The 26,004-nt window shown below is 63.4% G+C and carries 23 protein-coding genes; 16 read left to right on the forward strand and 7 right to left on the reverse strand.

Annotated elements, in window-relative coordinates; all coding sequences use genetic code 11:
* Entirely contained in the window at positions 1-1,113 is a 1,113-nt protein-coding gene (locus ACIGJE_RS15035) for an ABC transporter permease (protein ID WP_367622498.1), read from the forward strand.
* A gap of 152 nt (positions 1,114-1,265) precedes the next feature.
* On the forward strand, positions 1,266-2,447 hold the full coding sequence (locus ACIGJE_RS15040) for a mandelate racemase/muconate lactonizing enzyme family protein (RefSeq protein ID WP_415087104.1): 1,182 nt from the start codon (positions 1,266-1,268) through the stop codon (positions 2,445-2,447).
* Positions 2,448-2,459: 12 nt separating this feature from the next.
* On the opposite strand, the gene ACIGJE_RS15045 is transcribed toward ACIGJE_RS15040, so the two are convergent.
* From ACIGJE_RS15045 to ACIGJE_RS15060, 4 genes are read right to left on the reverse strand one after another with little or no spacing between them, the layout of a single operon-like run.
* Positions 2,460-3,590 carry a DmpA family aminopeptidase gene (locus ACIGJE_RS15045; protein ID WP_311938945.1) on the reverse strand — a complete coding sequence of 377 codons (1,131 nt, stop codon included), beginning with the start codon at positions 3,588-3,590 and terminating at the stop codon, positions 2,460-2,462.
* 5 nt (positions 3,591-3,595) lie between these two features.
* Complete coding sequence (locus ACIGJE_RS15050; RefSeq protein ID WP_367622501.1) at positions 3,596-4,426, reverse strand: ABC transporter permease; 831 nt, start codon at positions 4,424-4,426, stop codon at positions 3,596-3,598.
* Positions 4,423-5,328, reverse strand: a complete 906-nt coding sequence (locus ACIGJE_RS15055) for an ABC transporter permease (RefSeq protein WP_415087192.1) — start codon at positions 5,326-5,328, stop codon at positions 4,423-4,425. Before ACIGJE_RS15055 ends, ACIGJE_RS15050 begins: the two co-directional genes overlap by 4 nt.
* A 1-nt stretch (position 5,329) precedes the next feature.
* Entirely contained in the window at positions 5,330-6,421 is a 1,092-nt protein-coding gene (locus ACIGJE_RS15060; RefSeq protein WP_415087190.1) for an ABC transporter ATP-binding protein, read from the reverse strand.
* A 168-nt stretch (positions 6,422-6,589) separates the two neighbouring features.
* On the opposite strand from ACIGJE_RS15060, the gene ACIGJE_RS15065 reads away from it, so the two are divergent.
* Together ACIGJE_RS15065 and ACIGJE_RS15070 are read left to right on the forward strand one after the other, a co-directional pair.
* Positions 6,590-7,666 carry a polyamine ABC transporter substrate-binding protein gene (locus ACIGJE_RS15065; RefSeq protein ID WP_415087188.1) on the forward strand — a complete coding sequence of 359 codons (1,077 nt, stop codon included), beginning with the start codon at positions 6,590-6,592 and terminating at the stop codon, positions 7,664-7,666.
* Between the two features lie 28 nt (positions 7,667-7,694).
* Positions 7,695-8,549, forward strand: a complete 855-nt coding sequence (locus ACIGJE_RS15070) for a MurR/RpiR family transcriptional regulator (protein WP_415087186.1) — start codon at positions 7,695-7,697, stop codon at positions 8,547-8,549.
* Between the two features lie 139 nt (positions 8,550-8,688).
* Here the strand turns inward: ACIGJE_RS15070 and parE are convergent, their stop codons facing one another.
* Positions 8,689-10,788 carry a DNA topoisomerase IV subunit B gene (parE, locus tag ACIGJE_RS15075; protein ID WP_367622506.1) on the reverse strand — a complete coding sequence of 700 codons (2,100 nt, stop codon included), beginning with the start codon at positions 10,786-10,788 and terminating at the stop codon, positions 8,689-8,691.
* A 343-nt stretch (positions 10,789-11,131) separates the two neighbouring features.
* Between parE and ACIGJE_RS15080 the strand changes: the two genes are divergently transcribed.
* From ACIGJE_RS15080 to ACIGJE_RS15100, 5 genes are all read left to right on the forward strand, one after another.
* A complete protein-coding gene (locus tag ACIGJE_RS15080; protein WP_311940416.1) occupies positions 11,132-12,034 on the forward strand; it encodes a cell envelope integrity EipB family protein in 903 nt (300 codons plus the stop codon).
* Positions 12,035-12,128: 94 nt separating this feature from the next.
* On the forward strand, positions 12,129-12,941 hold the full coding sequence (locus tag ACIGJE_RS15085) for a phosphatase PAP2 family protein (protein WP_415087184.1): 813 nt from the start codon (positions 12,129-12,131) through the stop codon (positions 12,939-12,941).
* Between the two features lie 13 nt (positions 12,942-12,954).
* Complete coding sequence (locus ACIGJE_RS15090) at positions 12,955-13,704, forward strand: glycosyltransferase family 2 protein (protein ID WP_415087182.1); 750 nt, start codon at positions 12,955-12,957, stop codon at positions 13,702-13,704.
* On the forward strand, positions 13,694-14,047 hold the full coding sequence (locus tag ACIGJE_RS15095; protein WP_149254899.1) for a lipid-A-disaccharide synthase N-terminal domain-containing protein: 354 nt from the start codon (positions 13,694-13,696) through the stop codon (positions 14,045-14,047). The genes ACIGJE_RS15090 and ACIGJE_RS15095 overlap by 11 nt, the downstream gene beginning before the upstream one ends.
* 145 nt (positions 14,048-14,192) lie before the next feature.
* Complete coding sequence (locus ACIGJE_RS15100; RefSeq protein ID WP_415087180.1) at positions 14,193-14,972, forward strand: SIMPL domain-containing protein; 780 nt, start codon at positions 14,193-14,195, stop codon at positions 14,970-14,972.
* A 26-nt stretch (positions 14,973-14,998) separates the two neighbouring features.
* Here the strand turns inward: ACIGJE_RS15100 and metC are convergent, their stop codons facing one another.
* The gene (gene metC / locus ACIGJE_RS15105; protein ID WP_311940408.1) at positions 14,999-16,189 is read right to left on the reverse strand and encodes a cystathionine beta-lyase; all 1,191 of its coding nucleotides are present in this window, start codon (positions 16,187-16,189) and stop codon (positions 14,999-15,001) included.
* Positions 16,190-16,916: 727 nt separating this feature from the next.
* Between metC and ACIGJE_RS15110 the strand changes: the two genes are divergently transcribed.
* The 7 genes from ACIGJE_RS15110 to pip all read left to right on the forward strand — a co-directional run bounded on the left by ACIGJE_RS15110 (position 16,917) and on the right by pip (position 24,675).
* Positions 16,917-17,930: an amino acid ABC transporter substrate-binding protein gene (locus tag ACIGJE_RS15110; RefSeq protein ID WP_311940406.1), complete on the forward strand. Its 1,014-nt coding sequence runs from the start codon at positions 16,917-16,919 to the stop codon at positions 17,928-17,930.
* A gap of 110 nt (positions 17,931-18,040) precedes the next feature.
* Positions 18,041-19,054 (forward strand): amino acid ABC transporter substrate-binding protein, encoded by a 1,014-nt coding sequence (locus tag ACIGJE_RS15115; RefSeq protein WP_311940404.1) that lies wholly within the window; start codon positions 18,041-18,043, stop codon positions 19,052-19,054.
* A 113-nt stretch (positions 19,055-19,167) separates the two neighbouring features.
* Positions 19,168-20,181: an amino acid ABC transporter substrate-binding protein gene (locus ACIGJE_RS15120; protein ID WP_415087177.1), complete on the forward strand. Its 1,014-nt coding sequence runs from the start codon at positions 19,168-19,170 to the stop codon at positions 20,179-20,181.
* A 227-nt stretch (positions 20,182-20,408) separates the two neighbouring features.
* A complete protein-coding gene (locus ACIGJE_RS15125; protein WP_394309367.1) occupies positions 20,409-21,599 on the forward strand; it encodes an amino acid ABC transporter permease in 1,191 nt (396 codons plus the stop codon).
* 4 nt (positions 21,600-21,603) lie between these two features.
* Positions 21,604-22,761, forward strand: coding sequence for an amino acid ABC transporter permease (locus ACIGJE_RS15130; protein ID WP_415087175.1), 1,158 nt, complete (start codon positions 21,604-21,606; stop codon positions 22,759-22,761).
* Positions 22,762-22,769: 8 nt separating this feature from the next.
* The gene (locus ACIGJE_RS15135; protein WP_068295475.1) at positions 22,770-23,540 is read left to right on the forward strand and encodes an amino acid ABC transporter ATP-binding protein; all 771 of its coding nucleotides are present in this window, start codon (positions 22,770-22,772) and stop codon (positions 23,538-23,540) included.
* Between the two features lie 133 nt (positions 23,541-23,673).
* A complete protein-coding gene (gene pip, locus ACIGJE_RS15140; RefSeq protein ID WP_483677849.1) occupies positions 23,674-24,675 on the forward strand; it encodes a prolyl aminopeptidase in 1,002 nt (333 codons plus the stop codon).
* A 187-nt stretch (positions 24,676-24,862) separates the two neighbouring features.
* Here the strand turns inward: pip and galE are convergent, their stop codons facing one another.
* Complete coding sequence (galE, locus tag ACIGJE_RS15145; protein WP_483677850.1) at positions 24,863-25,840, reverse strand: UDP-glucose 4-epimerase GalE; 978 nt, start codon at positions 25,838-25,840, stop codon at positions 24,863-24,865.
* Between the last annotated feature and the right edge of the window lie 164 nt (positions 25,841-26,004).

Consider the following 26,004-nt stretch of genomic DNA (forward strand, 5'->3'; position numbering starts at 1 on the left):
ATGGCCTGGATTCGCCTCAAGGCCCTGATCATCAAGGAGTTGCTGGGGATCCTGCGCGATCCCAAGAGCCGCATCATTCTGGTGGTGCCGCCCATCCTCCAGCTCCTGGTGTTTTCCTTCGCCGCCACGCTGGAGGTGAAGAATGTCGATGTTCTCGTGCTCAACCGCGACAATGGCGCCTGGAGCCAGGAGCTCATCCGGCGCGTCGAAGGCTCGCCCACCTTCCGTTCCGTCCGCCGCACGCAGGATCCGGGAGAACTGCGCACCGCCATCGACAGGCAGGAGGTCATCGCCGCCATCGAGATCGGCCCGACCTTCTCGCGCGACATCGAGGCGCGCCGGCCGGCCGATCTCGGCCTTGTCCTCGATGGCCGCAAGTCCAATGCATCGCAGATCGTGGCGGGCTATCTCAACCAGATCGCCGCCGGCCTCGGCGCCGATACCGCCCTCGGCAAAGCGGCCGGAGGGCGGGCCATCGACGTGGTCGCGCGCAACTGGTTCAACTCGAACCTGATCTTCCAATGGTTCATGGTGCCCAATCTGGTGGCGGCCATCGCGCTCCTGATCGGGCTGATCGTCACGGCCTTGTCGATCGCGCGCGAGCGGGAACTCGGCACTTTCGACCAGCTCATGGTCTCGCCTCTGCGCACGCATGAAATCCTGTTGGGCAAGGTGCTGCCGCCCATGCTGATCGGCACCTTCCATCTGACCGTCTACATCGTGGCCGCCGTCCTGATCTTCGGGGTGCCGCTGCGCGGCTCCCTGCTGCTGCTCTACGGCAGCGCGGTCTTCTATCTCCTCGCCGTGGCCGGCATCGGCCTGTTCATCTCGGCCCTGTCGACCACCCAGCAGCAGGCCATTCTCGGGGCCTTCCTCTTCCTCGTACCGGCCATGCTGCTCTCGGGCTTCGCCACGCCGATCGAGAACATGCCGGCCTGGTTGCAGCCGATCACGGTGATCAACCCGCTGCGCTATTTCCTGGTGATCGTGAAGGGCGTGTTTCTGCGCGACCTGCCTTTCGACGCCGTGCTCGCCAACACTTGGCCGATGGCAGTCATCGCGGCCGTTTCGCTGGCGGCGGCCAGCTGGCTGTTCCGGCGCCGATTGGAGTGAGATTGGAGCGCGGACATCCTGTCCGCCTCTTTCTTCTGATAAGGCGGCGTTTCCAAGAGCGGACTGGAGGTCCGCGCTCCCAGGGTACTTGCCAATCCTCCTCATCCCCGCCACAGCTTACCTCTCCCACCCCGCCAGGACCCCCCCATCCCATGAAGATCACCGCCATCCGTGCCACGCCGATCAACCTGCCGATCGAGGCGCCGTATTGGTGGTCCTTCGGCTGGCTGCCGGGATCCTCGCGCTGCGTCGTCGAGGTGGAGACGGACGAAGGCATCACCGGGCTCGGCGAAGCCGCCTCCTGGCAGGCCTGCGCCATCGTCGAGCGGATGACGCCGGCCTTGATCGGGCGCGATGCCCATGACGTCGCCGGCGCCGAACTCGCCAGCCTGCCGAGCTGGCGCGGCGTGACCTCCAATGTCGACTTCGCCTCGATCCGGGCCTTCGCCGCTATCGAGACGGCGCTGTGGGACATCAAGGGCAAGGCGGCGGGCCGCCCGCTCTACGACCTGCTCGGCGGGGCCGTGCGCAATAAGATCGCCTTCGCCGACTATTTCGGCTTTCGCCAGGCCAGGAACGGCAAGGGCGGCGAACTCACGCCGGAGGCCGTGGCGGACTATTGCGTTGGCCTGAAGGAGCGGTTCGGCACCACCATCTTCGAGGGCAAGCTCTGCACCCGCGATCCCGAGCCGAGCATCGAGGCGCTCAGGCTGATGCGCCGGCAGCTCGGGCCGGATGCGATCATCCGCATCGATTCCAACATGGCCTATTCGGTGACCGAGGCCAAACGCATCGCCAGCCGCATCGAGGATCTCGACATCCGCAACTGGGAGGAGCCCTGCGCCACCTTCGAGGAGATGGCGAGCCTGCGCCGGCACACCGCCATTCCCTTCTCGGGGCACAATGTCGATATCCAGAAGGCAGTGGCGCTCGGCGTGCCCGATGCCATCGTCACCGACGTCAACGTGCATGGCGGCATCGGCCGCACGGTGCGCTTCATCGGCGCCTGCGAGGCGATGGGCATCGATTTCTGGTGCTACAGCGCCAATACCGGCATCGGCAGTGCCGTCTATCTGCATCTGAGCGCGGCCTTCTCCCATCTGCGCGAGCCCAGCCAGTCGCTGTTCCGCATGCAGCCTTACGATGTGGTGGAGGAAGGCGTCTTCGCGCCGGTCGACAATCTCGTCGCCGTGCCGGAGGGGCCCGGTCTCGGCGTCACCCTGTCGAAGGACAAGCTCGCCTTCTGTCACAGGCTGTTCCTGGAGGAGGGGCCTTACAGCCAGCATCACGACCCGGAGGAGCCGGGTCGCTACAAGCGGTTGCCCTTGCGCTGAAAGTGCAAGCCCTCACGCCACCCGACCATAGCGCCGCATCAGCTCCATCAGGGGCGGGTGCGGCAGGGCCTTGATCAGGAAACGATCATAGGGCGTGCCGCCGGCATCCTCGGCGGCGAGCATGGCGTTGACCACGGCCTCCTCGACGCTGTCGACCACGGCGAGATAGGCCGGATCGAGCCGTTCGTCGTTGAGGATCTCGATGCCGAAACGAGACGGGGCACGGTGCAGCATGGGTCTGGCGTTGGCGGTGGAGAAAGCCAGGAAGATGTCGCCGGAATTGTTGCCGCCGGGCGTGCCGTTACGGCCGATCCCGATGGCAGCCCGGCGTGCCAGGCGCTGGAGCTGGTGCGGGGCAAGCGGCAGGTCGGTGGCGATGATGACGATGATCGAGCCGCGCTCCTGCATCTGGCTCTGCGGCGTGCCGTCGCGAAGATGCTCGCCCACCGGCACACCGCGAATGGTCAGCCAATCGCGCTGGCCGTGATTGGCCTGCACCAGCGTGCCGATGGTGTAGGCGGTGCCGTCATAGTCGACGATGCGTGAGGCCGTGCCGGTGCCGCCCTTGAAGCCATAGGTGATCATGCCGGTGCCGCCGCCGCAATTGCCTTCGCGGACCGGGCCGCCGGCGGCGCTGTCCAGGGCGGCGCGGACATCGGCTTCGGACACGGCAAGGGCGTTGATATCGTTCAACACCCCGTCATAGGTCTCGGCGATGACGGGCATGATCCAGAGGAAATCGTCGGTGTCATAGGTCGAGGCATAGCGCTCGAGCATCCATTTCACCGTGGCGTGATGCGCCATGCCGATGGCGTGGGTGTTGCTGATCACGACTGGCCCGATGAAGCTGCCGCCATCCTCGATCCAATGCGTGCCGGTCATCTCGCCATTGCCGTTGAAGCGGTGCACGCCGGCGTAAACAGGCATCGGCGTCGGCGAGGAGGCATGCGGCAGGATGGCGGTGACGCCGGTGCGCAAAGGCCGCTTGCGACCAGGGCGGGGACTGTCTTCCAGGATCGTGGTGAAGCCGACGGCCACGCCTTCGACATCGGTGATGGCATTGTGTGGCCCTGTCCTGCCGGAGAAAGGCAGGCCAAGGTCGCGGGCGCGGGGCTTGCGCCCGGGAGGATTGGCTTGTGTCATGCTGGTCAATTCTGGCGGGAACGGAGGTAGAGGCCGAGCGAGGCGACCACGAAGGAGAAGGCGAGCATCATCACGGCGATCGCGTTGATCTCCGGCTTGATGCCGCGGCGAAGCATGGCGAAGATGAACATCGGCAAGGTGGTGACGTCGACGCCGGCGATGAAATAGGTGATCACCAGATCGTCCATCGAGATGATGAAGGCGAGCAACGCCCCCCCGACGATGCCGGGCAGAAGCTGCGGAAACACCACCTTGCGGAAGGTCGTCCATTCATTGGCGCCGAGATCGGCCGAAGCATGCTCCAGCGTGCGATCCATGCCGGCGAGCCGGGCCGAGACGACGATGAAGACATAGGAGATCAGGAAGGTGCACTGGCCGATGATGATCGTTTTCAGCCCGAGTTCGATGCCGGCATTGACGAAGAAGATCAAGAGGGCGATGCCGAGCACGATGTCCGGCATCAGCATGGGCATGAACAGCGAGGCTCGATAGAAGCGGGCACCGAAGAAGGCATAGCGGTGCAAGGCGATGGCGAGTGCCGTGCCGAAGATGGTGGCGATTGCCGTGGTCGCCCCGGCGATGACGAGGCTGTTCCTGACGGCGCGCAGGAGCTGGTCGGTCGATTCGATATAAAGGGCGCTCTCCGAGATCGCGGTCTTGAAACCGAGGACCTGGGCATACCACTCGGTGGTGAAGCCGCTCCAGGTCATCATGTTCACCGGATTGGCGTTGAACGAATAGACCGCGATGACCGCGAGAGGCACATAGATGAAGGCGAAGAACAGGGCCGTATAGGCGACGAGGCCGCCACGGGCGAGGAAGCGAACGGCTTTCATGCGCCGCCTCCCTGGCTCGCCGCCGCGGGGCGGCGGCTGGAGGCGAAGACATAGACCATCAGCAGGACGAGCATCACGCTCATCACCATCATGGCGAGCGCCGAGCCGAAGGGCCAGTTGCGGGCGGAGAGGAATTGCTGCTCGATCAGGTTGCCGAGCATCATCACCTTGGCGCCGCCGAGAATGGCCGGCACCACGAAATTGCCGAGCGCCGGGATGAAGACGATCACCGCACCGCCGGCGATGCCGGGAGCGGTCAGAGGCAGGATGATGCGCAGGAATGTGCGGACCGGTCCGGCGCCGAGATCGAGCGAGGCGCGTACCAGCGTCCAGTCGAGCTTCTCCACGCTGGCATAGACGGGCATGAACATGAAGGGGATGTAGACATAGACCATGCCTAAGATAATGGCGCCGTCGGTGTAGATCAGATCGAGCGGACGGGCGATCAGTCCACTCGACAGCAGCGCCTCGTTGACCAGGCCGGTCTGGCGCAGGATCAGCACCCAGACGAACAGGCGCACGATCAGGCTGGTGAAGAAGGGCAGGGTGATCAGGAACAGGCAGAAATTCTTCCAGCGCGCCGGCAGGCCGGCGATGCAGAAGGCAGCCGGATAGCACACGATCAAGGCGGTCAGCACCGTGAAGGCGGCGATCTTCAGGGAGCGCAGGAAGATCGCGATGTAGATCGGATCAAATTCCTCGAAGGCCGGATCGGCAAAGCCGAGGATGCGCCCGAAATTATGCGGATAGAAGCTCCATTCCACCCCGCCATAGAGGCCCGGGGCGAGGAAACTGGTGACCATCATGATGGCAAGCGGCACCAGGAAGAAGAGCGCGAGGAAAACGCTGACAGGACCGAGCAGCAGGGAAAGTTCGATACGGCGGCGGCTGGCGATGGACATGTCAGGCGCTCGCGCTCGGCTCGATGAGATGGACGGCGCCGGGATCGTAGGAGATCCGCGCCCGGCGGCTTTGTTCGATGGCTCCGACGGCCTCGCGGCGCGTGGCGGGCACTTCGACCACGATCGGCCGGCCCTGGCCCGTATGCCCGAACAATTCGAAGGACGAACCCACGAAGACGATCTGCCTGAGCTCGATATCGAGGCCGGGAAGACTGGCGTCATCGTCTGCCAGGAGGAACTGCTCGGGGCGGATGAGGGCGGTGGCGCTGCCGGATGCCGATGTTCGTGCCGTACGATGGCGGATCGTCGTGCCCTCTTCCGTCACCAGTTCATCACCCCGGACCTCGCCTTCGAACAGGTTGCTGGCGCCCACGAAGGTAGCGACGAAAATATTGGCGGGGTGGTCGTAGACGTTGCGCGGCGTGTCGAGCTGCTGGATGCGGCCGCCTGAAAGCACGGCCACGCGATCGGACATGGTCAGGGCTTCCTGCTGGTCGTGGGTCACGAAGATGAAGGAGATGCCGAGCTCGTGCTGCAGCGTCTTGAGCTCGATCTGCATGGCCTGGCGCAGATTCTTGTCGAGCGCCGACAAGGGTTCGTCCAGAAGGACGAGCTTGGGCCGGGCGATGATGGCCCGGGCGAGGGCGACGCGCTGCTGCTGGCCGCCGGATAGCTGGCGCGGCCGCCGGCTTTCGGTACCTTCCAGGCCGACCATGCGCAATGCGGCGGTGACGCGCTGCAGGCGCTCGGCCTTGCCGACGCCGGCGATTTCGAGGGCATAGCCGGTGTTTTCGCCCACGGTCATATGCGGGAAGAGGGCGTAGTTCTGGAACACGGTATTGACGGGGCGGCGATAGGGCGGGCGCTCGGTCATGTCCTCCCCGTCGATGAGGATCCGTCCCGAATCGAGCTCGACGAAACCGCTGATGGCATGGAGCAAGGTGGTCTTGCCGCAGCCGGAGGGGCCAAGCAGCGTCAGGAACTCATTGCGGCGCACATCGAGATCGATCGCGTCCAGTGCCGTCACGCTGCGCCCTTCCGGGGTGGGGAAGGCCTTGGCCGCTCCCACCAGCCGGACGATCTGGTCCTGCATCTGTCTTCCCTCGGAATGTTATCAAAATAACTCTTGTTATGCTAAGATATTTGGATACCATTTATCGGGTGAAGTCAACGGCCGACAGAAGCCGTGGCCTGCAAAGCGCGAAGGAAAATCGGACCCTGGTGGTTCGTGCCGGGCGCAAGTCACCAGAGGAGAATTTCGATGACCAAGACCATTGATGCGGCCGGTCGAGGCCGGACGAAGCGGCGCGCCTGGTGCGCAGGCCTGGCCCTGTCGCTGGCGGCGCTGCTGACGGTGAGCGGCGCCCGAGCGGAGGAGCTCAACGTTTATAATTGGGGCGAATACATCAATCCGGCGGTGCTGAAGAAGTTCGAGGAGGAGACCAAGATCAAGGTCAATCTCTCGACCTATTCCTCCAACGAAGAGATGCTCGCCAAGATCCAGGGCGGGGCGACGGGCTACGACATCGTCTTTCCGTCGGTCCACATGCAGGACATCATGGACAAGCTCGGTCTCCTCGAGAAGACCGATATCGACACCTATGAGGGTTTCAAGAACATCGAACCCAGCTTCCTCAGGGCCAAGAGTGATCCGAAGGGCGAATATTGCCTGCCCTATGCCTTCGGTTCGGTCGGCATACTCTATAACCGCAAGGTGCTGGGCAAGGACATCACCGGCTGGAAGGATCTGCTTGCCACGGTGAAGGCGAAGGGCCTGAAATTCACCCTGCTCGACGACATGCGCGAGGTGCTCGCGGTCGGACTGATCCTCAACGGCCACAAAGTCAACTCGACCGATCCGGCCGAACTGCAGCAGGCGGCCGAGACCATGATCGCCATGAAGCCGCAGGTTGCCGCCTTCACCTATGACGCACGCCCGATGGTGGGGGCGGGCGATGTCGCTGCGGCGCATTTCTTCATCGGCGCGATGATCGACGTCTTCGGCAACCCCAAGGATCTCGGCTTCGTCATCCCGGAGGAGGGGGCCACCATGTATCAGGAGGATATCTGCGTCCTCAAATCGGCGCCGAACAAGCAGAACGCCATCAAGTTCCTGCAATTCTACACCCGGCCCGAGATTGCGGCCCTGAACGTCTCGCAGCAGACCAACGGCACGCCCAATCTGCCGGCCCGGCAATTGACCCCCGACAACATCAAGAATAGCAAGGAGATCAATCCGCCGCAGGAAACCATGCAGAGGTTGCAGATCTTTCAGGATCTCGGCCCCGGCATTCGCCAGCTGGACCGCGTCTGGACCAAGGTCAAGACGGCCCAGTGAGGCCGACGGCACGCCCTGGGGAGGTGATGTGGCGCAGCGTATCCTGAAGCTCCTGCAAGACGAGGCATTGCGGCGGTCGAAGTCCGACAAGCTGATCGCCAATTATCTCGAACGGAACATCGCCGATCTTCCGTTCGAGACCGCCAAGTCGATCGCCGAACGCCTCGAGCTCTCGCCGATGACGGTGGGGCGCTTTCTCCGGCGCATGGGCTTCGACGGCCTCGACCAGCTCAAGCGCGAATTGCGGCGCGGCAGCTCTAATCCGGCCTGGCAGGTGAAGGGGCCGGTCGACCGGCTGCGCGAAGATATCAGCGGCGGCAAGCTGCTGGCCGGCCTGATCCAGCAGCAGATCGACAATCTCGGCCAGATCTACGGGCTGACGACCTCGGCCGAATGGCAACAGACCATCGAGGCCCTGGTCGGCGCAAGCGAGGTCTATGTCGCCGCCTACCAGAATGTGCGGGGCATCGCCCAATATTTCGCCAGCCAGCTCTCCTACACGCGGCCGCGCGTGCAATTCGTTGACGGGCTGAACGGCACCTATGCCGAACTGCTCGACGGCTCGGTGAGCGGCAGGCTGCTCTTCCTGCACGACGTCCGCCGCTTCGCCTCCAAGGCACGGCCCTTGGCGGTCGAGGCGCGCCGCGCCGGCGTGAAGGTTGTCCTGATCACCGACGAGTTCTGTCCGTGGGGCGCGGAGGTTTCCGACATCTGCCTGGTGGTGCCGGGGTCCCACGGCCCGCTCTGGGACGGGGCGGCGACGATCACGGCCGTGCTCGACCTGATGCTGAGCAATGTCATCGTCGTGCTGGGCGAGGAGGTCAGCGAACGCGTCGAGGCGCTGACCCGCCTCCAGGACGTCTTCGGCGATTTCGAGACCTGAGCTTCGCCGCGGCGAATGTCCCGGTGCGCGGACCTCTCGTCCGCTCCTGGAAACGCCTCGTTTGCAGAGAAAAGGCGGACGGGACGTCCGCGCACCCGGAGAAGTGCTCCCCTGCCGGGCACTCCAGTGCTACTCGGTCTCAGATATCCACCAGTTCGCCGGCGAAGGCGGCCTGTTCCTGGATGAAGGCAAAACGGGCTTCAGGCTTGTTGCCCATCAGCCGTTCGACGGAAATCGAGGTCTCCGCGCGTTCCTCGTCGATCACCGTGACCTTGAGAAGTGTGCGCTTCTTGGGGTCCATGGTGGTTTCCTTCAGCTGAGCCGGCATCATCTCGCCCAGGCCCTTGAAGCGGCCGATCTCGATCTTCTGATTGGGCTTGAAGGCCGATTTCACCAATTCATCCTTGTGGGCATCGTCACGCGCATAGAGCGATTTGGTGCCTTGGGTCAGGCGATAGAGGGGCGGGGCGGCGAGATAAAGGTGCCCGCGCTCGATCAGGCGCGGCATCTGGCGCCAGAAGAAGGTGATCAGGAGCGAAGCGATATGGGCGCCGTCGACGTCGGCATCCGTCATGATGATGATCTTCTCGTAGCGCAGATCATCGTCGCGATATTGCGTACCCATGCCGCAGCCGAGCGCCTGCCCCAGATCCTGCAATTGCTGGTTCTGGGCGAGCTTGTCCTTGCCGGCATTGGCGACGTTGAGGATCTTGCCGCGCAAGGGGAGCACCGCCTGGTTGGCGCGGTCACGCGCCTGCTTGGCGGAGCCGCCGGCGGAATCACCTTCGACGATAAACAATTCAGAGCCTTGCGCGGCATTGTTCGAGCAATCCGCGAGTTTGCCGGGCAGGCGCAGCTTGCGCGTGGCGGTCTTGCGGGCCACGTCCTTCTCGGCCCGGCGGCGCAGGCGCTCCTCGGCCCTTTCGACCACGAAGTCGAGCAGCTTGGCGGCCTGGGAGGGCATCGAGGCCAGCCAATGGTCGAAGGCATCCTTCAAGGCCTGCTCGACGATGCGGCTGGCTTCCGTGGTCACCAGCTTGGCCTTGGTCTGGGACGAGAATTCCGGCTCGCGGATGAACACCGAGAGCATGGCGGCCGTGCAGGCCATCACGTCTTCGGTGGTGAGCTGGTTGGCGCGCTTGTTGCCGATCCGCTCGGCATGATCCTTCAGGCCGCGCAAGAGGGCGATGCGCAGGCCCGCCTCATGGGTACCGCCTTCGCGGGTGGGCACGGTGTTGCAATAGGAGGAGACATAGCCTTCGTCCTCGGCGAACCAGCCGATGGCCCATTCCACCGAACCGTGTCCCTCCGGCTTGGGCACGCGGCCGGAGAACATCTGCTCGGTGACGAGTTCGAGGCCCTCGCTGGCCGAGCGCAGATAGTCTTCCAGGCCTCGCGGGAATTTGAAGCTCTCCTCGGCCGGTACGTCGCTGTGGCCGGCCAGCAGTTCCGGCGCGCATTTCCAGCGGATCTCGACGCCGCGAAAGAGATAGGCCTTGGAGCGCGCCATCTTGAACAGGCGCATGGGATCGAAGGCGATGCCGTGCTTGAAGATCTCGATGTCCGGCTTGAAGCGCACGCGGGTGCCGCGGCGATTGGGGGCAGCACCGATGTGCTCGACCGGGCCGAGCGGCACGCCGCGGGCAAAACGCTGGCGGTGGAGTTCGCGCCCGCGCGCCACTTCCACCTCCATGAGCTCCGACAGGGCGGTCACCGCGGTGACGCCGATGCCGTGCAGGCCGCCGGAGGTCTGGTAGGCGTCGGAGTTGAACTTGCCGCCCGAATGCGGCCTGGTCATCACGACCTGCAGGGTCGACTCGTCCGGAAATTGGGGATGGGGCTCGACCGGGATACCGCGCCCATTGTCGGTGATCGAGACGAAGCCATCGGCGGTGAGCTCGACATCGATAAAGGTGGCGTGGCCGGCCACCGCCTCGTCCATCGAGTTGTCGATCACCTCGGCGAAGAGATGGTGCAGGCCGTCGCCTTCCGGCCCGGTCGAGCCGATATACATGCCGGGGCGCATGCGAATGGCTTCGATGCCCTCGAGCACGCGGATGGAGGAGGCGCCATAGCCGTCCTCGCCGCCTTTCGCCGCGGCGGGCTTGGGGGCAAGGCCCGCTTTCAAGGCGGCCGCGATCGACTGGGTCGAGGGGCGCTTCGTATTCTCAGCCTTGTCGGTGCTCGTCTTGGATTGGGCGGGCTTGTCGCTCCCGAACAGATCGGAGGTATCACTCATGCAGTCGGTATCTCGCACAATGCGTTTCGCTGAGCGGGTTATCCCTGATCGAATCGCAGGTTCGATCAGGGATAACCCGCAAGATTTCGGACATTTGCAGAGTTGGTGCGCTTCACTCACGAGTGAGTGAAGCGCACCAACTCTGCTTGGCGATTCGCAGTTCGGCTCATTATGGCATGTTCGTATCGCGGCCGCGAACGGATCGTAAACGGTGTTGTTGATGAATGTGGAATGGCACAATCTTTGGGCCTAATTCCGTCATGATTGGCAGGCTCTTTGAGCATTGTGGCATCAGGGCATGCCACTTATGGTAATGCCGATTTTTGAAACGGAAATTTGCTTCATGCGGATGACACTTCCGGTCCATCCAAGGATCGTGCTTCTTCCGGCCGTGCTCTTCCTGGCTGTGCCGGGGATGGCCTTGGCGCAGGATGGCGCAGCGCCCCAGAAGGTGGCGGCAAGCGCTGCGATCCCCGCGGCGGCGACCGTTCCCTTCGTCGCGCACCGGGCCGTCTACGACCTCAATCTCGACCGCCGCAAGGACCAGTCGAGCGTCGACAGCATGCGCGGGCGCATCGTGTATGATTTTTCGGGCAATGCCTGCAGCGGCTATGCGCTCAATTTCCGGCAGGTCACCGAAATCGGCCTGAGCGGCGGCGGCGTCAACACCTCGGATCTGCGCTCCACCACGTTCGAGGATGAGAAGGGGCGCAATTTCCGCTTCAATTCCCAGAATTTCACCAACCAGAAGCTGGATGGCAGCGTCGACGGCCAGGCCAATCGGGCCGAGAGCGGCACGGTCGGCGTCGCGCTGAAGAAGCCCAAATCCACCAAATTCGATCTGTCCGACCGGGTTCTCTTCCCCACGGGCCAGATGAAGGCGATCGTCTTGGCGGCGCGGGCCGGCGAGCATGTGTTCGAGAGCCAGGTCTATGATGGATCGGATGGCGGCCAGAAGATCTACAACACCCTCGCGGTGATCGGTGCCAAGATCGGCCCCGACAAGCCGCGCGAAGGCGTCGAGGCCAAGGCCAAGCAACTCGATGGCGTCGATCGCTGGCCCGTGACGATTTCCTATTTCGACCCGACCAAGAAAGCCGTCGGCGAGGAGACCCCCGTCTATACCATGTCCTTCGAGCTCTATGCCGATGGCATTTCAGGCAGCCTGACCCTGGATTATGGCGATTTCCGCCTGAAGGGAACGATGGTGTCGCTCGATTTCCTGCCGCAGACGGAATGCAAGTGAGTGGCATGATGCGGTGGGCTGGCCTTCGGGACGGCGCCGGCCGCGCCAAGCTCGTGCCTTCGCCCGATGGCGCTGTAGAGACCGGCCACGCGTCATGAGAAATGCCATTCGTCAATGGTCGCATACGCAGAATTGGCGCGCGCTCGGCCAGCGGCTGCGGGCACCGGCGCGCCTGCCGGCACGGCCGCTGTTCGGACGGGTGGCGACGCCCGCCGCCATCGCCTTTGGCGGCGTGCTTGTCATCGCCTTGATGGTGCTCGCCGATCCGGCTTCCCTGCACATCCTGCCCGAATGGCCACATCTTGTGGTGCGGCTGGCGCGTTTCGTCACTTATCTCGGTGATTCCGGCCTTTATCTCATTCCGCTCGGCGTGGCACTTGTCCTGCTCGGCGTCGTCGATCCGGAGTTGCCGCCACGGCTCGATGCCGCCCTGCGCCAGCTCTGGCTGCAGCTTGCCTTTGCCTTCGTCGCCATCGCGGGAACAGGGCTTGCCGTCAATGTCATCAAGCGCGCGATCGGCCGTGTCAGGCCGCTGCATGTCGAGGCGGGCGCAAGCTGGAGTTTCGAGCCCTTTTCCTGGCGCGCCGCCAATGCCAGCTTCCCCTCCGGCCATGCCACCACGGCCTGGACGGTGGCTGCGGTGATCATCCTGCTCTGCGGGGCGCGCTGGCGTCCCTGGCTGTTCGTGCTGGGCGGGCTGGTCTGCCTCAGCCGGGTGATCCTCGGTGCCCATTATCCCGCCGATGTGGTCGCCGGCGCCCTGTTCGGCTGGTTCGCCACCTTCTGGTTCGCCGACTTTCTGGGTCGTCGGGGGCTTGTTTTCCGGCAAAACCGCGATGGTGCTCTTGCGTTGCGGGGGCAAGACGCGGCAAAGACGCTGATCGAGGCGTGGCGAGCGCGCCGCTGAGGTTCGACTCTTCATGTCATCACAAGACAATGCGCCTGAGATCAGCGTCATCGTTCCGGTCCGCAACGAAGCCGGCAATGTCGAGCCGCTGATCCGGGAAATCGCCGCGGCCCTGGCCGGGCGCAGTTTCGAGATCGTCTATGTCGACGATGGCTCGAGCGATGCGACGCCGACGGAGCTGGAGAGGCTGAAGGGCGAACTGCCCTACCTGCGCAGTCTGCGCCACGAGGCATCCTGCGGCCAGTCCTGCGCCGTGCGCACGGGTATTCGCCATGCGCGCGGCCGCCTGATGGTCACCATCGATGGCGACGGCCAGAACAACCCGGCCTATATCCCCGCCCTCGTCGACGCCCTGATCGCCGGCGGCGCCGCGACCGGCATGGTTGCGGGGCAACGGCTCGGGCGCAAGGACACCGGCTTCAAGCGCTGGCAGTCGCGTACCGCCAACAAGGTTCGCGCTTCTGTCCTCAAGGACGGCACGCGCGACACCGGCTGTGGCCTCAAGGCCATCCGCCGCGACGTCTATCTGGCCCTGCCTTATTTCGATGCGCTGCATCGCTTCATGCCGGCCCTGGTCAAGCGCGAGGGCTTCGAGGTCGGCCATGTCGATGTGGTCGACCGGCCCCGGCTGACCGGCGTTTCCAACTACGGTTTCTTCGACAGGCTGTGGGTCGGCATTCTCGATCTCGTCGGCGTATGGTGGCTCATCCGCCGGCGCAAGCGCGTGCCTGATGTCAGCGGAGGGGGACAGAATGCTGATTGAGTTGTCGAATGCCCTCGGCGGCTATCTCCACAATGTCTTCTACACCAATTTCGACTTCTGGCTGATCCTCGGCCTGTTCGCCCAGGCGCTGTTCACCGCCCGCTTCGTCATCCAGTGGTGGGTGAGCGAGCGGGCTGGCAAGAGCGTCATTCCCTTCAGTTTCTGGATCCTGTCGATCGGCGGCGGCGGCCTCCTGTTCCTCTACGCCCTGGTCCGGGCCGACCTCGTCTATATCATCGGCCAGGGCTCGGGCCTGGCGATCTATATCCGCAACGTCTCGCTGGTGCTCAAGGAGAAGCGCGAGGCGAAGGAAGCCGCGGAGGGGCAGGGCGCCTCAAGCTAGCGCCATAACTACATCAGCGCCGACGGCCTTCGCGACCGGTCATTGTGATGACGAAACTTCCGGCCGAAGAAAGCAAGATGCCGGCCCTTTCGCTCCGCATGGCGGTCAAGGATCCGGACGGTTCGCAACCAGGGGATACTGCGCGATGAAGCCTGCCAACTGGAGACTGCTCTTCCTGGGGTTTGTTTGCGCGGCCTGGCCGATGCCCTCGGCGGGACTGGCGGCCGATCTTCCCATGAACCGTGCCGAAGCGATGGCCTATGTGACCGGTGTGGACAACGCACCGAGCATGACCGTTCAGGCTCAGGCGCGAGAAGACGCAGTGCCCGATTTTGCTGTGATCCGCCTAATGATCCGCACCGAAGCACAGGATTCCGATCAAGCGACCGATGACAATGCGCGCGCGACCAAGGCGGTGTTTGATCAGGCGGCATCTGCAGGAATTGCGAGTTCCGACATCAAGACCGAGGATCTCACCCTCAGGCCCGTCTTCGAGGAAGAGAAGGCAGGGGCGGGCAACGTGGTTCACGGCAAGCAGAAGGGCTATCGCACCGACCATGTTCTCAAGATTGCGGTTCGCGATCCGGCCAGGGCAGGTGCCCTCGCCAGTGCGCTTATCCGCGCAGGTGCCAACAATGTCTTGGGTGTGACGTTCGGCGTCGAAAAACGTGAAGAGATTACGGATCGGCTTCGCGCAAGAGCACTGGAGGCGGCCCAGCGACAGGCGAAGATCTACGCGGATGCTGCCGGCGTCCGCCTCGGTCGTGTTCTGAGAGTCATGCCGCAGACGGAGATCCTTCCCTTGGCTCTTCGTGCGGACTACCGTGTCTTTGGAAAGGACGATGCCTCTGCAGTTCCCCTTAAACCAGGCATTCAGACCATCGAAGTAAATGTCGGTATGACCTGGGAGTTGCTACCGAAATAGCAAGAGGGCGGCAGGGGCGCCCGATGCTACCCCCGCGCAGCCCTGAAGCGGGCCAGGCCCGCGTCGAGATCGCCGATCAGGTCGGCGACGTCCTCCAGGCCGACATGGATGCGCACGCAGGGGCCGCCCGGCTCCCAGTTCGTGGCACTGCGATAGGTCTTGCAGTCGAAGGGGAGGGCGAGACTCTCATAGCCGCCCCAGGAATAGCCGAGCCCGAAGAATTTCAGATCGTCCAGGAAGGCGCCGATCGCCTCCATCGGCGCCGGCTGCAGCACGATGGAGAACAGGCCGGACGAGCCCTTGAAATCGCGCTTCCAGATGGCGTGGCCCGGATCGCCCTCCAGCGCGGGATGCAGCACACGCTGGACCTCGGGGCGCTTGGCCAGCCATTTCGCTACCCGCAGCGCGCTGTCCTGATGCTGGCGCAGGCGCACGCCCATGGTGCGCAGCCCCCGCATCGCCAGATAGATGTCGTCGGGCGCGACGCATTGACCTGAATCGCCGTGGAAGCTCTTCAGCGCCGGCCAGGCCTTGCGTGAGGCCGAGACCACGCCGAACATCGCATCGGAATGGCCGACGATATATTTGGTTCCGGCCTGGATCGAAAGATCGACGCCATGGCCGAATGCGTCGAAGAACAAGGGGGTGGCCCAGGTATTGTCGAGCAGCACGGTGGCGCCGTGCCGGTGTGCGACCTCGGCGATCGCAGGCACGTCCTGCATCTCGAAGCTCTGCGAGCCGGGGGCTTCCAGATAGACTGCCTTGGTATTCGGACGAATGAGCGTTTCGATGCCGGCGCCGATCAGCGGATCGTAATAGGTCGTCTCGATGCCGAAGCGGCCGAGCACCTTGTCGCAGAACTGGCGGGTGGGCTGATAGGTGGAATCGACCATCAGCAAATGGTCGCCGGCCGAAAGGCAGGAGAGAAGGGCGGTCGAGACAGCTGATAGCCCCGAGGGACACAACACCACACCGGCGCTGCCGTCGAGCGTCTTCAGCGCTTCTTCAAGGGCGTCACTGGTCGGATTGCCGCGGCGGCCATAGCTGTAGCGCGGCGTGTGGTTGATGAGATCCTTCGTCGTCGGAGCGAGAACGGTGGAGCCATGGTAGACGGGCGGGTTGACGAAGCCGTGATATTCGGATGGTTCACGCCCGCCGATGACCAGACGCGTATTTTCACCGAAGGTCGCGATCTCGTCCTTGCTGATCTTCTTCATGATAGATTCGATTGGGTCCTGAAACGGTTACATTCGTCCCCGACCGCCCCTGCGTCAATCTCGAAGGCCGCGACATCTTCCACAGGCCAGTTTTGTGAATATTCGCCCGCTTTTCGCGAATTCCGCTTGACGTGGGCGGCCAAAGCGCTTGCAATCGGCGGCAAGGCACGGGTCGTAACCGGCGAGAACAAGCTGGGCGCTTTTGCCGCGGGACAGATCGATACGGGGGACCTTGCAATGACCGCTTCAGCACGCACGGCCGGCAGGTCGCTCCTCATCTCCGGCGAGGCATGTCCGGATCGTTGAGCTCGTCATCATACCTCCTCGACGGAACGCCCGTTCCTCCCGGCCATTGACCGGGAACGCTCGAAACATCCATTCGCGAACGCAGGAAGAGGTGGCGGCAGTTCAAAAAAATCACGACGTTCAACAGTCTGGCGATGGTTTCAGGCCTCGCCCTGTCGTCGATAACAAAGATGTGGTTCAAAATGCGTTCCGTCTAAGCGTGTTTTGTCCTAAAGCGTTGAGGGATTTGGCGGATACGCCGAAGATCGCCACGACGCGTCGAAACAAGAAACCAGAGTCAGAGGGCGCTCGCGACAGAACGCGCTTTGAGCTTTGGAAACGTCAAACATGCCCGGTGGGGCGGCCCGGTTCTGACGCCGCGGCCAGCCGTCCAAGGGCCTTCTCGTTACACTGACAACGAAGCGAACAGGGGCCTCCATCCATGAGAAAGACACTTCTTACCGCGGTAGCCGGTGCGGCGCTGGCGTTGAGTGGGGTCGGCGCACACGCCGATACGCTCGATACCATCAAGCAGCGCGGCCAGGTGATCTGCGGCGTCAACACCGGACTGCCGGGCTTCGCCGCGCCCAATGAGAAGGGCGAATGGACCGGCCTCGACGTCGACTATTGCCGCGCGATCGCCGCAGCCGTGCTGGGCGACGCGACCAAGGCCAAATTCGTGCCGGTCTCCACCAAGGACCGCTTCACCGCGCTGCAGTCCGGCGAGATCGACGTGCTCAACCGCAACTCGACCTGGACGCTCGGCCGCGACACCGCCGGCATGCTCTTCGCCGGCGTGAATTTCTATGACGGCCAAGGCTTCCTGGTGAAGAAGTCACTCGGCGTCAAATCGGCGACCGAACTCTCGGGAGCCTCGATCTGCGCCCAGCAGGGTTCGACCGGCCAGCTCACGATCTCCGACTACATGCGGACCCACAATCTGCCCTACAACATCGTCAGCTTCGATACGCCGGAAGAAGCGGCAAGGGCCTATGAGGGCGGGCGCTGCGACGTCAACACCGACGACGCCTCCGGCCTCTATGCGGTGCGCGTCAAGATGGCCAATCCCGACGACCATGTCGTGCTTCCCGAAATCATCTCGAAGGAACCCCTGGCCGCGGCCGTGCGCCAGGGCGACGATAAATGGTACAATGTGGTCAAATGGGTGCACTACGCCATGCTTTCGGCTGAAGAGGCCGGCGTGACCCAGGCCAATGTCGACGAGATGGTCAAGTCCGACAAGCCGGACATCAAACGCCTGCTCGGCACCGAGGGTGACTTCGGCAAGCAGCTCGGCCTCGACAATCAGTGGGCCTACCGGATCGTCAAGCAGGTCGGCAATTACGGTGAAAGCTTCGACCGCAATCTCGGCCCCAAGACCGTGCTGAAGATCGATCGCGGCCTCAACAATCTGTGGACCAAGGGGGGCCTGCAATACGCCCCGCCGATCCGTTGAGAATTGCGGAATAAGTTCTGAGGGACCGTTGCGGAGCGGAATTCGGGTGGCGACTGACTGCGCTGCTCCGGCCCCGCTCCAAACCAGCCACTGACGAAGGGATTTCATTCATGAAGAAGCAATTTTCTCTGGCGATTGCAGGTGCGTTTGTCGCCCTGGGTGTCGCGGCCGCGAATGCCGGGACGCTCGATACTGTCAAGCAGCGCGGCCAGCTCGTCTGCGGTTCGAATGCGGGCCTTGCCGGCTTCGGCATCCCCAACGAGCAAGGCAAATGGGCGGGCTTCGACGTCGACTATTGCCGCGCTCTCGCGGCCGCCGTGTTGGGAGACGCCGAGAAGACCAAATATGTGCCGCTCTCGGCAAAGGACCGCTTCACGGCGCTGCAGTCCTCCGAAATCGACGTGCTGCCGCGCAACACGACCTGGACCCTGTCGCGCGAGACCGGCGGTTTTCTGTTCGCCGCCACCAATTACTATGACGGCCAGGCCTTCATGGTGAAGAAGTCGCTGGGCGTGGCGTCGGCCAAGGACCTCGACGGAGCCACGATCTGCGTGCAGCAGGGCACGACCCAGGAGCTGAATCTCTCCGACTATTTCCGGAGCCTCGGCAAGAAGTACCAGATCCTGACGGTTGCCACGATCGGTGAGGCGCAGAACGCCTATGAAGGCGGTCGTTGCGATGCCTTCACGTCGGATTCGTCTCAGCTCTACGGCGTGCGCCTCGCCCTCAAGAATCCGGACGAGCATGTCGTGCTGCCCGAAATCATCTCCAAGGAGCCGCTGGCGATCGCGGTGCGCCAGGGCGACGACCAGTGGTTCAACATCGCCAAATGGGTCTATTATGCGCTGGTCCAGGCCGAGGAATCCGGCGTGACCCAGGCCAATGTCGACGAGATGCTCAAGTCGGACAAGCCGGACATCAAGCGCCTGCTCGGCACCGAGGGTGATTTCGGCAAGCAGCTCGGCCTCGACAATCAGTGGGCCTATCGCGCGATCAAGCAGGTCGGCAATTACGGCGAGATCTTCGATCGCAATCTCGGCTCCCAATCCAAGCTGAAGATTGAGCGCGGCCTCAACGCCTTGTGGACCAACAAGGGCCTGCAATACGCCCCGCCGATCCGTTGAGATCGCCAAGACCAGCCCCGGAGGTTTGCCTCCGGGGCTGGCACGCAGACAGGGCGGCAGGGCACTTCGGCGGGGGCGCTGTCGAGCCGGGCCGAGATCGAAGGGGGACATTGATGAGGCAACAACTCTGCGCGGCGACCGTTGGCTTCTTCGCTGCCTTGAGTGTTTCCATGGCAGATGCGGCAACGCTCGATACCATCAAGCAGCGCGGCCAGTTGATCTGCGGCGCCCATCAGGGGCTAGCGGGCTTCAGCATCCCCAATGAACAGGGCAAATGGGCAGGCTTCGACGTCGATTACTGCCGGGCCCTCGCTGCGGCCGTGCTAGACGATGCCGACAAGACCAAATTCGTGCCTCTCTCCGCCAAGGATCGTTTCACCGCGCTGCAAGCCTCGGAGATCGATGTCCTGCCGCGCAACACCACCTGGACCTTGACGCGTGAGACCGGTGGCTTCCTATTCGCCGCCACCAATTACTATGATGGCCAGGGCTTCATGGTGAAGAAGTCGCTGGGCGTGAAATCGACGAAGGAACTGGATGGCGCGACCGTCTGCGTCCAGCAGGGCACCTCGCACGAGCTCAACCTCTCCGACTATTTCCGCAGCATCGGCAAGCCCTACCAGATCCTGACGCTGGCCACGATCGGCGAGGCGCAGAATGCCTATGAGTCTGGCCGCTGCGACACCTTCACCACCGATGCCTCCGGGCTTTATGGCGTGCGCCTGGCCCTCAAGAATCCGGAAGAGCATGTCGTGCTGCCCGAGATCATTTCGAAGGAACCGCTCGGCATCGCCGTGCGCCAGGGCGACGACCAGTGGTTCAACGTGGTCAAATGGGTCTATTTTGCCCTGGTCCAGGCCGAGGAAGCCGGCGTGACCCAGGCCAATGTCGACGACATGCTGAAGTCCGACAAGCCGGACATCAAGCGCCTGCTCGGTAGCGAGGGTGATTTCGGCAAGCAACTCGGCCTCGACAATCAATGGGCCTATCGCATCATCAAGCAGGTCGGCAATTATGGCGAGGTGTTCGACCGCAATCTCGGCTCGAAGTCACCGCTCAAGATCGAGCGCGGGCTCAATGCCCTATGGACCGACAAGGGCCTGCAATATTCACCGCCCATTCGTTGAGGGCGCACGGCCCCGGCAAGATGCATTCCGTATTTGCCGGGTGGTTTTTCAAAGCGTCGTGCGATGGGGGCGGGGGCAGTCAAAATCGCAGGGACGCTCCAGCCAATCCGTCGGATTGGCCTGGAAACAAGGTGTTGGGGCAGGAGGCTCAGCCGTGAGCGCATCTTGCTCCAGAGGAATCCGTAAAAAAGGGTGAGGACTATCTGCGTGTTGGGGAGAATGAGACAATGACGTTGGCAGTCGACCGGGGAGACGGCGGCGGGCGTACCCACTGGTTCAACAATCCGAAGTTACGGGCTGTTGTCTTCCAGATCGTGCTGCTGGCAATCGTCTTGCTCATCATCTTGACGGGCGCTTGGAATGCCGTCGAAAACCTGGCCAGGCAGGGCCGTTCGCTTGGCTTTGACTTCCTGGGACGCACGGCGAGCTTCGACATCGGCCAGACGCCGATCGAATATACCTCGCTGTCCACTAATGGCCGCGCGCTGCTGGTCGGCATCACCAACACACTGATCGTCGCCGCTCTCGGCATCATCCTTGCGACGATCCTGGGTTTCATCATCGGCGTGGCCCGCCTGTCCAACAACTGGATCGTGGCCAAGATCGCCATGGTCTATATCGAGGTCGTGCGCAACATCCCGCTGCTGCTGCAGTTGCTGTTCTGGTATGGCGCCGTGCTCAAGCCCCTGCCGGGCGTGCGCCAGTCGATCACCTTCGGCGAGAGCATCTTTCTCAACAATCGCGGCATCTTCTTTCCGGCGGCCATGCCGCAGGCGGGTGCCGGTCTGGTCGGTGGTGCCTTTCTGGTCGGTGTTCTCGGTGCCATCGGCTTCTCCATCTGGGGCAAACGCAAGCAGATGGAGACTGGCAAGCGGCCACCGGTGCTGCTGGTCAATCTGGCGCTGGTCATCGGCCTGCCGCTGCTGGCCTTCTTCGCTTCCGGCATGCCTTTCACCATGGATTACCCCAAGGTCGGCGGCTTCAACGTCACCGGCGGTTTCCGGCTGCAGCCCGAATTCGTGGCGCTGCTCCTGGGCCTGACCATCTACACCGCGGCCTTCATCGCCGAGACGGTGCGCTCAGGCATCCGCGGCGTGCCGCATGGCCAGACGGAAGCTTCCGGCGCCCTCGGCCTGCGCTCGAGCCACAATCTGCGCCTGGTGGTGATCCCGCAGGCGATGCGCATCATCGTGCCGCCGCTCGCCAGTCAGTATCTCAACCTGACCAAGAACTCGTCGCTGGCAGTGGCCATCGGCTATCCGGATCTGGTGCAGGTGTTTTCCGGCACGGTGCTCAACAACACCAACCAGGCGATCGAATGCATCGGCATCACCATGGCGGTCTATCTGATCATCAGCCTGTCGATTGCCGGCTTCATGAATTGGTTCAACAAGCGCGTTGCGCTGGTGGAGAGGTAGGGCCATGAGCGACGCAACTTCCGCCGCCGGCAGCCCGGCCTTCGTCTCGACCAAGACCTTCGAGCCGCAGCCGCCGCCGGCTGCGACCACCGGCGTGCTCGGCTGGCTGAAAAAGAACCTGTTCTCGTCCGTCACCAACTCCATCCTCACCGTTCTGGCGGTGCTGCTGGTGCTCTGGGTGCTGCCGGGCGTCCTGCGCTTCATGATCTTCGATGCCGTCTGGACCGGCACTGACCGCAATGCCTGCCTCGAGGCCAATGTCGGGCGGCATGTCGGTGCCTGCTGGCCGTTCGTCGAGACGCGTCTGCAATATTTCATCTATGGCCAATATCCGGTCGACGAGCGCTGGCGCGTCAACGTCACGGGCCTGCTGGCCGCCATCGGAGTCCTTTGGCTGCTCTGGCCGCGGATCGGGGCGAAGGGCTGGGGCGTTCTCTATTTCTTCGTCGTCTTCCCGCTGCTGGCCTTCTGGCTGCTGGTGGGGGGCTTCTTCGGGCTGGTGCATGTCCCCACCAATCTGTGGGGCGGCATTCTCGTGACGCTGGTGATCGCCGTGGTCGGCATCGTGGCGTCCCTGCCGCTCGGTGTGCTCCTCGCTCTCGGGCGGCGCTCGCGCATGCCCATCGCCCGCACCATCTCGGTCATGTATATCGAGTTCTGGCGCGGCGTGCCGCTGATCACCGTGCTGTTCATGGCCAACGTCATGCTGCCGCTGTTCCTGCCCGAGGGCTGGCGCCCGGATTCGCTGCTGCGCGTGCTCGTCGGCGTGGCGCTGTTCTGGTCGGCCTATATGGCGGAGGTGGTGCGCGGCGGCCTACAGGCCATTCCCAAGGGCCAGTATGAGGGGGCCCAGGCCCTGGGCCTGAACTACTCCTACATGCTGATCTTCATCATCCTGCCGCAGGCACTGCGCCTGGTGATTCCCAGCATCGTCAACACCTTCATCGCCCTGTTCAAGGACACCACGCTGGTGGCCATCGTGGGCATTTTCGACTTCCTGAAGACGATCGAGGCGTCCATTCCCGATCCGAACTGGGCGACGCCCGTGACCTACTATACGGGCTATGCATTCGCCGCTATCTTCTTCTGGATCTGCTGTTTCTCGATGTCGCGCTACTCGCAGGGCTTGGAGCGTCGTCTCGATACCGGTTACAAACGTTGAGGGGAAAAATGGCTAACGCCGCTCAAAACACTGCTGGAGAACTCAGCCCGATCGCCGTTCAGATCACCGATATGAACAAGTGGTATGGCGAGTTCAACGTTCTCAAGAACATCAACCTCACCGTGAAGCGGGGCGAGCGCATCGTGATCTGCGGGCCGTCGGGCTCGGGCAAATCGACGATGATCCGCTGCATCAATCGCCTCGAGGAACACCAGAAGGGCTCGATCGTCGTCGATGGCATCGAGCTCACCAACGACCTCAAGCGCATCGACGAGGTGCGGCGCGAAGTCGGCATGGTGTTCCAGCACTTCAACCTGTTCCCGCACCTGACCGTGCTGGAGAACTGCACGCTCGCCCCGATCTGGGTGCGCAAGATGTCGAAGGCCGATGCCACCGAAAAGGCGATGCACTTCCTCAAGCGCGTGAAGATTCCCGAGCAGGCCAACAAATATCCGGGCCAGCTTTCGGGCGGCCAGCAGCAGCGCGTGGCGATTGCCCGGGCCCTGTGCATGAATCCCAAGATCATGCTGTTCGACGAGCCGACTTCGGCTCTCGATCCGGAAATGGTGAAGGAAGTGCTCGATACCATGGTCGGCCTTGCCAATGACGGCATGACCATGCTGTGCGTCACCCATGAAATGGGCTTTGCCCGCCAAGTTGCGGACCGGGTGATCTTCATGGATGCCGGCCAGATCGTCGAGAGCAACGAGCCCAACGCCTTCTTCTCCAATCCCCAGCACGAGCGCACCAAGCTCTTCCTCAGCCAGATTCTGCACTGAGGATTACAGCGCGGCCGGCCTCGTCGGCCGCAGCCACTTCCGTGGCTGGCCTCCCCCGAAGCCAGCCATTCGCATTGTCAGGGCTTCCCTGCGTCCATCGGCAGGGATCACTTCAGTACGCAGGAATTTCATCATGGCGTTTGATCGCTCGAGCGAGCCCGACGGCACGCCGAGGCGCGGGCTCTATCCCGAAATCGAGGCTTATCGCTCCGGCATGCTCGATGTCGGCGACGGCCATTCCATCTATTGGGAATTGGCCGGCAATCCCGACGGCCTGCCGGTGGCCTTTCTGCATGGCGGCCCGGGCGCCGGCTGTTCGGCCAAGCATCGGCGCCTGTTCGATCCGCGCCACTGGAACATCCTGCTGTTCGACCAGCGCGGATGCGGCCGTTCCCGCCCGCATGCCAATCTCGACGCCAATACCACCTGGCATCTCGTCGCTGACATGGAGCGCCTGCGCAAGGAGGTGCTGAAGGTCGAGCGCTGGAGCCTGTTCGGTGGTTCCTGGGGCTCGACCCTGGCGCTCGCCTATGCGCAGACCCATCCCCAGACGGTGCAGGCACTCATGCTGCGGGGCATCTTCACGCTGCGCCGCATGGAACTCGACTGGTATTATCGGGAGGGCGCTTCCTATTTCTTCCCGGACAAATGGGAAGCCTTCCGCAAGGACCTGCCGCAGGATGCCTGGGCCGATCCGATCCTGACCTATCACCGGCGCCTGACAGGCGACGATGCTGCGGTTCGCCTGGCAGCGGCCCGGGCCTGGAGCGTGTGGGAAGGCGAGACCTCGACCTTGATGCCGGAAGGCCCCGCCACCGGCCATGCCCAGGAACAGTTCGCCCTGGCCTTCGCCCGCATCGAGAACCATTATTTCGTGCATGGCGGCTGGATGGAGGAGGGGCAGTTGCTGCGCGACGCGGGCAAGCTCGCCGAAATTCCCGGCACCATCGTACAGGGGCGCTATGACGTGGTCTGTCCGCCGGTCACGGCCTGGGAACTGGCCAAGCGCTGGCCCAAGGCGGAATTGCAGATGGTGGAGGATTCCGGCCATTCCTTCTCCGAGCCGGGCACGCTGCATCGTCTGGTCGAGGCCACAGACAAATATGCACGCCTGCTGGGAACAGACGGAGCTTAATACAACAACTGCATTTGTGGTTCGGCGATTTCGGGATGTCAGCCTCACAACTCCATCAGGTGATGGAGCGGGGCTGGCATTTGGCCTGCCGGCAAGCGGTTTGTTTCAAGATGCCAGCCGGAGGCCGACACGCCAAATCTTACTCAAATGGAAGCCGCGACTACAGTTTGGAGCCCATTGGCATCGCTCAGCCCGGCGACTTCTCGATCCAGGCCGCGGCACTGGCGACGATGCCATGGAGGTCGCTGTTGGCCGGGGTCCAGCCCAGCACATCGGTTGCCCTGTCGATATTCGCATAGAGGGCGGCCGGGTCACCGCTGCGACGGGGGCGGGGCTCGATCGGTACCGGGCGTCCGGTGACGGCTTCGATCGCCTTCAGCAGTTCTCGTACAGTGACGCCACGGCCACTGCCGAGATTGAGCGTGAGGCTGCCGCGTCCTGCCTGCAGGTGATCGAGGGCCCGCAGATGTGCATCGGCAATATCGGCGACATGGACATAGTCGCGCATGGCGGTGCCGTCGGCAGTGCCGTAGTCCGTGCCGAATAGCTTGAAGGCGGGGCCGAGGCCCAGGGCAGCTCGGATGGCCTTGGGTATGGCGAGGCTGCTCGTCGCATGCCGCTCGCCGATCTCGCCGTCGGGGTCGGCGCCGGCCGCGTTGAAATAGCGTAGCACCACGCTCGGCAGGCCATAGGCCGCGTCATAGTGCCGGAGCGCCTGCTCGCCGATGAGTTTGGTGGTGCCATAGGGGCTGACGGGCGCCGTGGCAGAGGTTTCGGTCACCGGAAGAGCCGGAGCGTTACCATAGACGGCGCAGGTCGAGGAGAAAACGATCGGGCAATTGCCGTTGTGCCGGGCTGCCTCGGTCACGGCGAGCGTGCCTGCAACATTGGCCTCATAGCAGGGCGAGGGATCGGTGACCGACGACCCCACGTCGGCATAGGCGGCAAGATGCATGACCGCCTCGGGTCGATGGCGAGCGAAAACGCCGGCCAGCCAGTCCGCATCGGTGATGTCGCCCCGTTCGAGGGGCCCCCAGCGTACATGGGCTTCTCTGCCGTTCGAGAGGTCGTCGCAGGCGACGGGGCTGTACCCGGATGAGGCCAGGGTCTTGCAGACATGGCTGCCGATATAGCCGGCGCCCCCGGTGACCAAGATGATACTCACGATGGCTCTCGTGCTCCTGACGGGCGATTGCGACATGCCGGTGTAAGGGCCGCAACCGTCGATGAGAAGCAAAGAATGGGCGTGCCGCGTCAAATGGAGGCGGGCGAGAGCGCTTGTTCAGCCTTTCGCACTGCAACGCTGGCGTGTATTTCCTGCGGGTACGG

This window comes from Labrys sp. E2SS-1L (genome assembly GCF_057073705.1).